Source organism: Acinetobacter sp. ANC 7912 (assembly GCF_039862785.1).
GTDB lineage: Bacteria > Pseudomonadota > Gammaproteobacteria > Pseudomonadales > Moraxellaceae > Acinetobacter > Acinetobacter thermotolerans.
The window spans coordinates 1,397,034-1,409,437 of record NZ_CP156795.1 but is presented as its reverse complement, the minus strand read 5'-3'; the positions used below and the strand labels follow the sequence as shown (position 1 = coordinate 1,409,437).

Sequence of the window (12,404 nt, the reverse complement as noted above, 5' to 3'; positions counted from 1 at the left end):
TCCTTTCTTATTTTATTGAACCTGTTGAATCACAAATCCGAGCTGTTCTAGTGCTTCACGTTTTGCCACTGGTGCTACTATGGCGCGAGATGGTTGTTGCTCAAGCAGATATTGCTGTGCCACACGTTTCAGGTCATCCAGCGTTACATTGAGCAAACGTTCACGTAACTGCTTGCGGAATGCCGGGGTACGTTGATGCAGGTAGGCATAACAAGCAGTAATTGCTTCTCCCGCTGGTGAACCCGGTTTATCCATGCTCGCGATCAGGCCAAGAATTGCTTCTTCCAGCTGATGCGGTTGCTGTTCAACATTGAGCAACCATTGCACGCTGGCTTCAAAGTCTTTAAAGGTTTCTGCCAGACGTGGGTCACGGTAGCTGTAGAAGCGGAATGAGCAAGCATTGCCGTCATAGCTCGCACCGCCACCATAGGCACCGCCTTTTTCGCGGATAGCACTGTGCAGATAGCCATTACGCAGATAACCTGCCAATACCATCAACGGCGCCGCATCCGGATGAGAGACTTCGACTGCCGGATAAGCCGCGGCACAGAACTGTACATTGGCTTGGATTAACCAAGCTTCATCCGTATCCTGCATGACTTTTTCAACTTGGGTCAGCTGCACTGGCGTTGAATCCACTGCGACTTTGTCCCAAACGTTTTGCACTTCTTCGACCAGACGGTCCGCATGTGGTTCTTCACAGACCAGTAGGAACTGTTTCGGCGCCTGCAACAAGGCACGATGAATACGTTGCAGCTCTTCAATCATGGCATCATAAGCCGCATCATCTTTCTCGATTTGAGACACCAGGTTCATTAGCCAGTTCAATGCACCCAGGCCGGTATTGTGATAGTCACGAGTGGCTAAAGCGCTGTGCTGACGTGAAGCAACCTGCATTGCATAACTATGTCCTGAGCCAGAAATACGTGAATGCCAACGCGTTTTACGTTGTTGCAACAGCTCGATAATACGGGCTTTTTCATCGAAGCGAAGCTGCTCAAAACCGGTTTTCAGCAACTGGATCGCTTCCAGATTATTCACTAAAGATTTCGTGGTTAGGGTCAGCCATGCAGAAATTTTGTTCTTGTCATCCACTTTAGAACGCAACGATGCGCCCATACCCAGGCCACCACTGACTGCAGTCTGGATTTGCTGGAATTCCAGGTAGCTATACTCACCTGCACCAACTTCTCCTACCAGAATAGACAACAGGTTGAAGTATGGCGATTGCACCACTTCATCCGGAATCTGTACCAGTACCTGTTGATAATAAATTCCATTGGTACCCGCATAGTACAGGTTCAATGGTGTATCTACACGATTGGAAATGATCTCACGCAGTTGACCCTGAACAATCTGCAGTTCCGCCGGAATATCTTCCAGACCAACTTTCGGCAACAGGCTGAGGTCATCCGGTGTTTCTTGGCGGATTTTCAGTGCTTCAGTTTGTTTTTCAATTTCAGTTTTTTGCTCTTCAGTCAGGTTTTTGCCAATTTCTGCCAGACGTGCTTTTTCTTCTTCAGCTTCTTTGGCTGATTTGGTCGCATCCGGAACCAGAGTTAACTGGACACGGTGCGGATTATCAAGCAGATGCTCTTTGATCAGATTAGACAACCACATCGGGTCTTTCAGCTCTTCTTTTACCGCAGCAATCGCAGAATCCACATCCCATACCTCTACTGGATCACAGTGGTGGATTGCACTGCTGAGGCCATTGAGAATGAGGCTTAGGCCATATGGAGTTCCATCCCCATTGATTTCACGTTGATGCAGTTCGATCTGATGCAAGATCGCATCCACGGCTTTTTGATCCACTGGTTTAGAAGCCACTTCTTCCAGAATCTTAAACACGCCATTTTTAAATTCTTCAGCATGTTCAGGATTTGAACCCTGCACTGCACAGTAGAAGGTCATTTCAAAGTTTGAATCATCGACACCCATAAATGGACCAGTCGACTGTGCATAGCCACAGGTTTCAAGGTAATGACGTAGTGGTGATGCAGAATCTTCCAGCAAAATACCTTCCACCAGACGCATACCCAAACGCAGCTTGATTTCACTCGCTTCTGGCAATAACCATGAAATCACATGATAAGTCTTGTCACGCAGGTCATCAGCATCAACGGCATAAGTATCGGTTACGGTAAGTGGTGCAGTCAGGCGTTTTTCCGGAGTTGAATATAAAGTCTGACCTTTCTCAAATTTAGACAGTGCCAGAGTTTCAAACTGTTCCTGTAATTCATAAGCGGACTTGTTACCGAAAGTCATAAAGACCGCATTACTTGGATGGTAATGTGATTTATAGAAATCAACCAACTCTTGGTAAGTCAGGTCAGGAATATCTTTAGGATCACCACCCGAATTATAGTGATAAGTGGTGGTTGGGAACAGATAATGCGCCAGCGTGTGATAGAGCTGATCCGAAGGAGAACTCATCGCCCCTTTCATTTCATTAAAGACCACGCCTTTATAAACAGGTTCACCATTTTCCAGTTCAATACGAATACCTTCCTGAGCAAAATCCAGCGGATTCAGGTTCGCTGCAAATGCCGCATCCATATATACTTCCAGCAGGTTCTGGAAATCTTTATCGTTCTGGGTTGCAAATGGATATGCCGTCCAGTCTGCAGCGGTAAAGGCATTCATGAAAGTGTTCAGGGAACGGCGAATCATCAGAAAGAATGGATCACGTACCGGGAATTTTTCTGAGCCACAGAGCGCCGTATGTTCAAGAATATGGGCCTCGCCTTTGGAATCCATCGGCTGAGTACGGAATGCCACGAGAAAGACATTTTCATCGTGACTGGTTGCCAGGTGATAATGAGTGGCGCCGGTCACTTTATGCTTATATTCAGACACTAAAATGTCTAAAGCTTCAACATGGTGTTGACGTACCAACTGAAACGCAGGATGAACAGTTTGTGAAATGGTTTCAGTGACATCTACAGTCATGCGATCTCCTAATTTTTTAGATAAAAAACAATTAATCGCATTATAGCTTTAGTTCTTGTTATTATTCACGCTGAAAACCGATGATTTTGATCGAATTAAGTAAACTTGGTCATTCATAAAATAAATCACCAAGTTTTAACCGTCGAATGAAAATTTTAAGCTGGCTTAAACCAAGTATTTAAAATAGTTATAGTTTGGATGGTTTTCCACAAAGACATAATTCTGCTTCTGGTAGAAGCTTGCAGCCAGCTTGGTTTCAGTATGCAAACACAGTGCTGAATAATGCGGACGTGCCAACTGTTCCAGATACGCCAATAATTGTTTGCCCACCCCATGTTGACGGTATTTCGGATGCACATAGAAACGGCGGACACGCCCGATCCGTTCTTCAATGCCATCTGGCCCCCATTGTTGGTTCAAGCCACCACAGGCAATCAGCTTATCACCATCGTAAGCGACTGCCAGATATTCATTGTCTTTGCTAAACGAGTTTTTTCCTGTGCGATATTCTTCAACTAATTTCTCAATCAAATCATAGCCTTCCTTTTTCGCTAAGGTAGCCAAAGTGTTGATCTGATCTGGTAATTGTTCGGCTTTTACAATCTTAATATCCATATATACACACTTTTAGAAATGATAGTCTCGGCTCAACCTGTCTAAGCCTCTACAGATTTAACACAGGTAGACTACACTTATAAATAAAATCTGTACTTTAAATCAATGGGATGTTTGGATGATTTTGAAAATTATCCATTTTTATTCGACCAAAGTGCAAGTTAAGTATCTTTAAACCATACTCAAAAAATTTTGAAAATGATTCAACACCCTACAGCAATCCTGAGCATTCGTGTAAACTTAGGACTTTCGTTTTTTGAATGTGACTTTCTAACATGGCAAATGTTGATCTTTTTGCAATTGGTAATGCGCTAATTGACCAGGAATTTAAAGTATCTGATGACTTTCTAATTGCAAACACCCTGCAAAAAGGCACCATGCAACTCACTGATGGTGAAACACAAGCCGTACTGTATGAAAACCTGAAAGCGACCCAAACCTATAAAGGCCAGGCTTCTGGTGGTTCAGCTGCAAATACTACGGTTGCTTTTGCTGCATTAGGTGGTTCCGCATTTTATGCCTGCCGCGTGGGTAATGATAATCTTGGTCAAATCTACCTGAATGGCTTAAATGAAGCTGGCATCCAGACCACAACCCGTTCCATCAGTGAAGGTGTCACTGGTACCTGTATGGTACTGGTCAGCCCTGATTCAGAACGCACCATGCATACCTACCTGGGTATTACCGCTGAACTGACCGATGAACAGATTGATTTTGCTCCACTGAAAACTGCGAAATGGCTGTATATCGAAGGTTATCTGTCTACTTCAGAAACTGCACGTCATGCGGTTGAACAGGCTCGCACCATTGCCCGTGCCAGTGATGTCCAAATTGCCTTAACCTTATCTGATCCTGCCATGGTGCAGTATGCACGTAGTGGTCTGGATGAAATGATTGCTGATGGTGTGGACTTGCTGTTCTGTAATGAACAGGAAGCACTGATGTACACTGGTACAGATAATTTGGATGCTGCTTTGGAAAAATTACAAGAAATTAGCAAACACATTGTCATTACATTGTCAGCCGAAGGTGCACTAATTTGTAACGAAGGACAAAGCTTTACTGTACCAGGCCGCAAGGTAGAAGCAGTCGACACTAACGGTGCTGGCGATGCCTTTGCGGGTGCATTCTTATATGCTCTGAATGCAGGTCTAGACTGGAAAGCGGCGGCTGAACTGGCAATTCTGGTTTCGAGTGAAGTGGTTTCACAATTTGGTCCACGTCTGCCTGTTGCTGAATACGCGGCATTATTAAACAACTTCCAGAAGGAATGTGCTTAATGTATAAAATTTGTATGACTGAAGACATCCCGGAACGTGAATCACGTTCCTTTGAGCTTCCAAATGGGGATACGATTTTTATTACGCAACGTGATGGTATGTTCTATGCCTATCAAAACCTGTGCCCACACTTACAGGTTGAACTGGAATTTCTGGAAAACCAGTTCCTCGATCGTGATCAGGAATTTATAGAATGTTCGACTCACGGGGCCTTGTTCCTGGTTGAAACCGGTGAATGTATTTCTGGACCATGTCAAGGCCAATCACTTGAAAAAGTTGAAATTACCGTGCATTCTGATGGTGGAATTTACCTCGTAGAATAACACTTACACTGGATGCGACCATGCCAGCATTTTTCACCGACTATAACCTGATGCCTTTTCATCTCAGTCTGATCGCCGTGATTTTTTTGGGTATGGTCGAAATTTTGGGCTATTTTTTTAAGGTACGTCCAACCCAATTTTTCCAGAAAATTTCCCCTTTCGATTTGCACAATCTTGATCTACTCAACGTCAAGTTTTCCAAAACCTTAATTGTGTTTTTCCTGTTGATGAACTTCAGCTTTGCCGGCTATGTGCTACAGCTATTGGTGTATTCACAGGAGATGAAATTCTGGCCAGCGTATTATCTTATCATTCCAGCTTTAATCATCGCGATTTTCTTCACCGTGTTTATGATCCACTGTCTGGATCAGGTGATTCCACCGAAATACAAAAAGCATCATGTCAATCTGATTGGGCGTCTAGCCACCATTTCCAGTGGCAACGCCCGCCCTGGATTTTCTGCGCAGGCCCGTGTACGGGATGAATATGGTCAGCTGCATTATGTGCAGGTGGAACCGGAATTTGGCGAGCTGGAATTTCAGTCGCAGATTATTTTGATTCGTACCCGTAAATCACATTATGTGGCCAAGAAAATCAGTAAATCAAATCGTCTGTTTAGCCTGGATCTGGAACATTCCTAGAAAGTGAAATCACTATAAAAAAAGCCCGGTGAAATGACCGGGCTTTTTTATACCAATATCCATTAACGTTTCAGAAAACCCGACACTATATTCAGTACATTCTGAATATCATTATTGGCTTCCTGCTTACTAGTCTGTTCACCTTGTGGCGTTAGGGAATCGATGATCTCCGGCAAGACTTTGGAGATAGCGCTATACACATCCTGCTTCGGCGCATGTACCTGTTCAGCGACCTGTTCCACTTCCTGATCATCAAACAGAAATTGCAGCTGCTGATTATCAATCGGCGCATTATCACCTGGCCCAGTCGATACCCAGTCATCAACCTGATTGGTTAGACCTTGACCTTTGAGCTTATCCAAAGCCCCTTGTAGACCACCCTGTTTCTGAATCCAGGCCAATACCAACGGCAACACGGCAATCAGTAATGTTTTGGTTCCACCTGACCCTAGGCTAGAAGATTGAGGCTGCTGATTAGGTTGTTGATGATGCTGTTGCTGTGATTGACCGCCACCCAACTGACTCAGCACCGAACCAAGAATCCCTCCCAAGCCACCCTGCGGGCTAGAACGTTGTCCTGCATTCTCACCATTCAATTGCCCAAGCACAGCACCTAAAATGCCTCCCAGACCACCTTGAGACTGTTGGGATTGATTCTGGTTTGGATTTTGTTGTTGCTGCCCACCACCTAAGGCCTGCTTGGCCAAGATTTCCACAATATTACTAAGGTTGGTCATACCCGTATTTCCTGTAAAGCTTTCTTACAGCATACGTGGTACTTTGGCAGCGCACCTGTTGGAAATTGTTAAGAAGTGCAAGCAATCTTAAGCAACTTTCTATGAGTAGATCATTACCAGCGGTATTTGTCCCAGTTTTCGGGATTGGCCCAGAACTTGGAGTTAAACCAGTCTGGCACATGCTTATAGGTCAGGATATTAAATTGCCACAAGGCAAAGTCGCTATCATGCGTCGTTTTATCAATCAGTTGCGTCAAGCCTAAAGAACGCAGCAACTTTTCATCTTGCAAACGGCTAACCACTACCAGACGACGGGCAAACAGATCACGCAGTTTCACAAGCATTTGCCCAATGATTTGGTCTGAAAGTTCACTGGTTTCTGCAGTATCCAGCATCACGACGGCCAGATCATAACGTTGCTGAAAAGGCAGACTTAGGAACTCAGATACGTTAAAATAATGCCATTGAATCGACTGATTGAACTTGACCTGGGTCAGATCCTGACCAATACAAATCGCAGTTTGGATTGGCTGTTCCTGCGCGAAATCATCTAACATCGACGAAATAACATTCTGTTCAGCCATAACTGCATCCTTATGATTTAAGTGAGTAATTTTTCATGGAACTTCAGGGCATTTGCCATAAAATGCACGCCGGTCTCAAGAACCTTAGTGTAACTGAACAAGATATACACCGGGCAAATGTTGAATATAAATTTATCCTAGATCGTTCAGAAATTGACCTTCCATTTAATCTTGGCCAGGAAATCGAGATTGAATGGACCGGCAATATCTACTGTGTCTCTTGCGGTGCAAAGACTTCCAAATCTTTCTCGCAGGGACACTGCTTTAAATGCTTCAAGACCAAGGCTTCTTGCGACATGTGTATCATGAAGCCGGAAACCTGTCATTATCACCTCGGCACTTGTCGTGAAGATACGTTTGCCCATGAAGTCTGCTTTCAGCCTCATATTGTCTATCTGGCTAATTCTAGCGCACTGAAAGTCGGAATCACCCGTGAAGGTCATATGCCGACCCGCTGGTTAGACCAAGGGGCGACTCAGGCTTTGCCGATTATGAAAGTGGGTTCACGACGCCTTTCCGGCCAACTGGAAGTTATGTTTGGCACTCAGGTCGCAGATAAAACTGATTGGCGTAAACTCCTCAAAGGCGAAGCCGAACCGATTAATCTGATCGATATCCGTGACCAGTTGCTGGATGAATTTGCTCCACAAATCACCACCATCCGTGATGAGTTCAGCATGAGTCTAGACTTCAATGAAAATGTGGAAATCCTTGAACAGGAACGTCCACGTGAGTTTATCTATCCGGTAGAAAGCTATCCTGAAAAGATCAAGTCACATAACCTGGATAAAACCCCAATTATCCGTGGCAAGCTGCAAGGGATTAAAGGCCAGTATTTAATCCTGGATACCGGCGTGATCAATATCCGTAAATATACTGGCTATGAAATCAAGGTTCGGGCTGAATAAAACAGGCTGACAAAAAGCGGGAAAATCTCCCGCTTTTTTCTTGCTCTCTCATTTAATTTTCTGCAGAAATTTAAGATAAGGTTGCACCATTAACTGCTCAGCTTCAAGAATCGGCATATGTCCAATTCCCTCCAGAAGGAGTGGTGGCGCAGCATTTTTCAGCAGATTTTTTAACTCATAAGCAGCTTCTACATTAATAATCCTGTCCTGCTTGCCCCAGACAATAAATACCGGTTGCTCCAGTCCACGCACGATCAATGCGAAAGAGTCCGGCGTATATAGTTTGGACATAGTCACCAGTTGCTCAACCATTTTATAGGTATTAGACGATTGCTGAATCATCAGTTTTTCCTGCGCAACACGTAATTCAACCGGAATGAAAGGCTGCGACTGCATCACCAGATTCATCAGCTTGTCAAAATCACCCGCTTTTCTCACTACCAGATCATTCAAATGAGTCATGTCTTTTAGATAAGGTGTATTAGCAGACTGATACACACCAGCGCTATCCACCAGTAGCAAGGATTTTACTTCTGCTCCACCCATGGAATGCCCGGCAATATGCAAATTTGGATTCAGTTGTGCAGCATCAATAAAGCGGCGTAATTTTTCTGCCAGATTCGGAATGGACAAGTCAAAATCCGTTGGAACAAGGGTTTCCCCATACGCAGGCAGGTCTGGAATAATCACATGGTAATGTGGTGTCAGATAACGCGCGACCCGGTTCCAGTTGTCCCGGGTACCGGAAAGACCATGTAGCAGTAACAAAGTCGGCTTAGCTAGATCACCGCCTTCACTATAGCTCCATTCAATTTCATTGACTTTGAGCTTTTTACTGCTAAGTCCGGCCCAGCTACGTTCCTGTTGCAGAATATGACGGAAATTCAACTCAGCAGCATGTGATGATAATGAGACCAATAACATTAATAAACCAAGCATAATATTTTTGTAAAATCGCCGCGTCAGGCGATCCATCCATACATGGCACATACTGTCTTTTCCTTGATATTCTTGAGCTTTTATTATTTTTCATATCTCATTTTAAACCGGTTTTAATCTGATTTTTATTTACCCAATAGATTGTTTTCTTTAGGGTGTGTTGACACTTTTAGCTTAAAAAAATAGCGAAGTAGTAAAATCAAATCACCAAACCCAATTTTACTATTCGCTATGCCTCGTACCATGCTGACAGATCAACACTGGCAAAAGTTGAAAGTTATTCTGCGCAATTTATCCATTCACCACAACTCAAATTTACGCAATTTTATTGAAGCTATTCTCTATAGAATTAGAACAGGCTGTCCGTGGCGAGATATTCCTTCTTGTTTTGGTCATTCCAACTCTATTTTCAAACGTTTTAATCGTTGGTCAAGCAGCGGTAAGTTACTTAGATTATTCAAATTACTAGCCTCATGCCCCGATATGGAGTGGATTTTTATTGATGGCTCTCATGTACGTGCTCATCAACATTCTGCCGGCATAGCGAATCAATCTATTTCTAAAAGTGTAGGAGGAAACTCCTCAAAAATACATTTGATTGTTGATGCACATGGTAATCCTATTGATTTCATGATTACCGATGGAACCACACATGATGTTAAAGTTGCGCCTGATTTAATATCAACATTAGATTTAAAAGAGACAAAAGTGGTATGTGCAGATAAAGGCTATGCTTCAGAACCACTGCGTGAACAGATCAGGAAAACAGGGACTAAAGCGAATATACCAAAGAAAACGAATAGCCAATCGAACAATGATCATATGGACTGGTATTTATATAAAATCAGGCATTTAGTTGAAAATATGTTTTGTAGATTAAAGCAATTTAGAGGAATAGCTACTCGATATGACAAGCTCAAAAGAAATTATCAAAGTTCTGTTGCCTTAGCCTGTATATTTTTATGGCTACCTTTATAGGGTTAATTATGAACAGTAAGTGTCAACAGACCCTAATTTTGAGCGAATTCTGGCAACAAAAAACCAGCCCTCAGGCTGGTTTTTTGACTAAAATCACTTATTTGATTTTCGCATGCGCTTTCAGATAACGAGTGTAGTCATCAAACTCTTGCTGACCACGTAGTTGTGAATAGAGTTTCATCAACTCTTGACGTTGTTCTTCGCTCAACACCGTAATCGGATTTTTCTTCACTTCAGATACTGCAACGACTACCAGTTCATTTGGCAGGCTAGCAGTCGTCACTGACCAGAAGCCGGCTTTAGGTGCTTTCAAGCTAAATGCCGCACGCTGTACATCGCGTTTCAGCAAACCTTCGGCACGGGTATAAATACCCGCATCTTCAAATGATAGATTACCTTTTGCTACAGATGCTGCAGGTTTGGTTTTGAACTCTTCCAGGGTTTTCTGGATTTGCGCTTTCGCTGCTGCCAGTGCTTTTTCTTCAATCAGTTTAGCTTTGACGCGTGGTTTTGCTACAGCAAATGGCTGCTCACCCACTGCATAGTAGTTACGCACTTTCACCCAAGCCACATCGCCATTCGCAAGTTGAATGCTTGAAGAAACATTACGATCACCATTTTTCACGTCATCGTTAAACAACTTCACTTTCACATTTGCATCGCTGAGTAATGGATCACGAGTAGCTAAAGTCACACCTTTAGCAGACTTAACCTGTATGCCTTTCACTTCCTGAGCCACCACATCCAATGAGTCAGCACTCACCACCATGTCATTCAGACCATTCACTGTATCTGAGAAGGCATTGGCTTTTTTTGCAGCCAGTACTTCTTCAGTCAGACGTGCTTTTTGTGATTCAAATGATGGAACATCCACATTTGGGGTTTCAACTGCAATGATGTGATAACCATAATCTGTTTTTACTGGTGCAGAAACTACACCCGGTTTCAGTGAAGCAACCGCTTTATCGAAGGCATCACCAAATACGCCAGTTTCATAAACAGCAATCGCACCGCCTTTCGCCTTAGATTCCGGATCTTCAGAATATTGCGCTGCTGCCTGAGCGAAGCTAGTACCTGCTTTGATTTTCGCTGCGACGTCTGCAGCCAGTTTTTGTGCTTCTGCTTCAGAACGGCTATCTGCCGTAATCAGGATGTGTTTTACATCTGGTTTTACCGCAGACTTTTGTGAATCTACAAATTTCTTATAGGCTTCTTGCAGTTCAGCTTCAGTGGCTGCAGCTGTTTCAGTTTGAATATTGGCTGGGCTTAGTACCACATAGTCCACATCCACGCTGGTTGGCTGCTTGAATACGGTTTTGTGTTTTTCATAATACGCTGCAACTTCAGCATCGCTGACTTTGACATTTTTCTTGTAGTTATCCAGATTGACGCTGGCAATATGTACGTGACGCTGTTCAGTCTGAAGATTGGCAATCTGTTCAATATCCAGCTTGCTGACCAATGGATAGTCCATAAAAGTCGATGACAGCATTTTCAGCGCATGGTCGTTACGCAGACTGGCAATCAGCTGACGGCTGTTCATACCGACAGATTTCAGATAATTCTCGTACAGCGCATTAGAGAACTGACCATTTTCCTGGAAGCTCGGCTGCTGGGCAATCATCTGTTCAATCTGCTGATCGCTCAGGCTAATACCCAGCTTTTCGGCTTGCTGTAACAGTAAGGTACGCGCAACCAGCGTATCCAGAGCTTTCTGCTCAATGAATGTCTGGTTTAATAGAGTTTCATCGCCATTGGCATAGGCCAGATATTGTTGTTTGAATGTTTTTGTCAGAGATTCAAGTTCTTTTTTCGATATATCCGTACCATTAACCGTCTTGGCCGTATCCTTGTTCCCGCTACTAAAATATCCTTCAATACCTACAAGTGCTAAAGGGGTTAAAAACAGAACGAGCAAAACCTTGCCCAACCAACCCTTAATAACTTTACGAAAAGATTCCATAAGTATTCCAATATTTTATTTGCGTGGGATTTTAACCGAAAAAACCCGTTGAATGAATGTGTTAATCCTGAATATTTCGACAAGCAATAAAAAACGCGCCTAATAAGGCGCGTTTGGTCGCTGCATTCGATTAAGCAACAGCGTCTTTTAAGCCTTTACCAGCTTTGAAACTTGGTACTTTGCTTGCTTTGATTTCAAGTGTCGCACCAGTTTGTGGGTTACGGCCAGTACGTGCAGCACGTTCTTTCACACCGAAAGTACCGAAACCAACCAAAGTAACTGTATCACCCGCTTTAAGTGCCTCAGTAACAGAAGCAATTGTAGCATCTAAAGCTTTACCAGCGTCAGCCTTAGATAATCCCCCTTTTTCTGCAATTGCATCAATTAATTCTGATTTATTCATGAAAATTACGTCCTCTTAATATCGTTTATTTAAGGTCCAAGAATTTGTGTAAGTTGCCTTAACGACTTTATAACAATGCTT

At 43.4% G+C, this 12,404-nt stretch carries 12 protein-coding genes; 5 read left to right on the top strand and 7 right to left on the bottom strand.

Annotated features, from left to right (window positions below; all coding sequences use genetic code 11):
• Positions 1-12: 12 nt before the first annotated feature.
• Complete coding sequence (locus tag ABEF84_RS06935; RefSeq protein ID WP_347473260.1) at positions 13-2,952, bottom strand: insulinase family protein; 2,940 nt, start codon at positions 2,950-2,952, stop codon at positions 13-15.
• Between the two features lie 165 nt (positions 2,953-3,117).
• Complete coding sequence (locus tag ABEF84_RS06930) at positions 3,118-3,567, bottom strand: GNAT family N-acetyltransferase (protein WP_034588870.1); 450 nt, start codon at positions 3,565-3,567, stop codon at positions 3,118-3,120.
• A gap of 275 nt (positions 3,568-3,842) precedes the next feature.
• On the opposite strand from ABEF84_RS06930, the gene ABEF84_RS06925 reads away from it, so the two are divergent.
• The 3 genes from ABEF84_RS06925 to ABEF84_RS06915 are packed head-to-tail and all read left to right on the top strand — an operon-like array spanning position 3,843 to position 5,811.
• Positions 3,843-4,847: an adenosine kinase gene (locus tag ABEF84_RS06925; protein WP_347454001.1), complete on the top strand. Its 1,005-nt coding sequence runs from the start codon at positions 3,843-3,845 to the stop codon at positions 4,845-4,847.
• Positions 4,848-4,861: 14 nt separating this feature from the next.
• Entirely contained in the window at positions 4,862-5,170 is a 309-nt protein-coding gene (locus ABEF84_RS06920) for a Rieske (2Fe-2S) protein (protein WP_347454151.1), read from the top strand.
• A 20-nt stretch (positions 5,171-5,190) separates the two neighbouring features.
• Complete coding sequence (locus tag ABEF84_RS06915; protein WP_347454000.1) at positions 5,191-5,811, top strand: OB-fold-containig protein; 621 nt, start codon at positions 5,191-5,193, stop codon at positions 5,809-5,811.
• A 62-nt stretch (positions 5,812-5,873) separates the two neighbouring features.
• Here ABEF84_RS06915 and ABEF84_RS06910 read toward each other — a convergent pair whose 3' ends face one another.
• Together ABEF84_RS06910 and ABEF84_RS06905 are read right to left on the bottom strand one after the other, a co-directional pair.
• Entirely contained in the window at positions 5,874-6,548 is a 675-nt protein-coding gene (locus ABEF84_RS06910; RefSeq protein WP_347453998.1) for a YidB family protein, read from the bottom strand.
• A 113-nt stretch (positions 6,549-6,661) separates the two neighbouring features.
• Positions 6,662-7,132, bottom strand: a complete 471-nt coding sequence (locus ABEF84_RS06905) for a DUF6231 family protein (RefSeq protein WP_347473261.1) — start codon at positions 7,130-7,132, stop codon at positions 6,662-6,664.
• A 35-nt stretch (positions 7,133-7,167) separates the two neighbouring features.
• Between ABEF84_RS06905 and ABEF84_RS06900 the strand changes: the two genes are divergently transcribed.
• Entirely contained in the window at positions 7,168-8,040 is an 873-nt protein-coding gene (locus tag ABEF84_RS06900) for a DUF2797 domain-containing protein (RefSeq protein ID WP_347453996.1), read from the top strand.
• A 48-nt stretch (positions 8,041-8,088) separates the two neighbouring features.
• On the opposite strand, the gene ABEF84_RS06895 is transcribed toward ABEF84_RS06900, so the two are convergent.
• Positions 8,089-8,964 carry an alpha/beta hydrolase gene (locus tag ABEF84_RS06895; protein ID WP_347473811.1) on the bottom strand — a complete coding sequence of 292 codons (876 nt, stop codon included), beginning with the start codon at positions 8,962-8,964 and terminating at the stop codon, positions 8,089-8,091.
• A 246-nt stretch (positions 8,965-9,210) separates the two neighbouring features.
• Between ABEF84_RS06895 and ABEF84_RS06890 the strand changes: the two genes are divergently transcribed.
• Entirely contained in the window at positions 9,211-9,957 is a 747-nt protein-coding gene (locus ABEF84_RS06890) for an IS5-like element ISAba31 family transposase (RefSeq protein WP_347461136.1), read from the top strand.
• Positions 9,958-10,054: 97 nt separating this feature from the next.
• Here ABEF84_RS06890 and ABEF84_RS06885 read toward each other — a convergent pair whose 3' ends face one another.
• Both ABEF84_RS06885 and ABEF84_RS06880 read right to left on the bottom strand, forming a co-directional pair.
• Positions 10,055-11,920: a SurA N-terminal domain-containing protein gene (locus tag ABEF84_RS06885; RefSeq protein WP_347473262.1), complete on the bottom strand. Its 1,866-nt coding sequence runs from the start codon at positions 11,918-11,920 to the stop codon at positions 10,055-10,057.
• A 130-nt stretch (positions 11,921-12,050) separates the two neighbouring features.
• On the bottom strand, positions 12,051-12,323 hold the full coding sequence (locus ABEF84_RS06880) for an HU family DNA-binding protein (RefSeq protein WP_004786051.1): 273 nt from the start codon (positions 12,321-12,323) through the stop codon (positions 12,051-12,053).
• Positions 12,324-12,404: the final 81 nt, after the last annotated feature.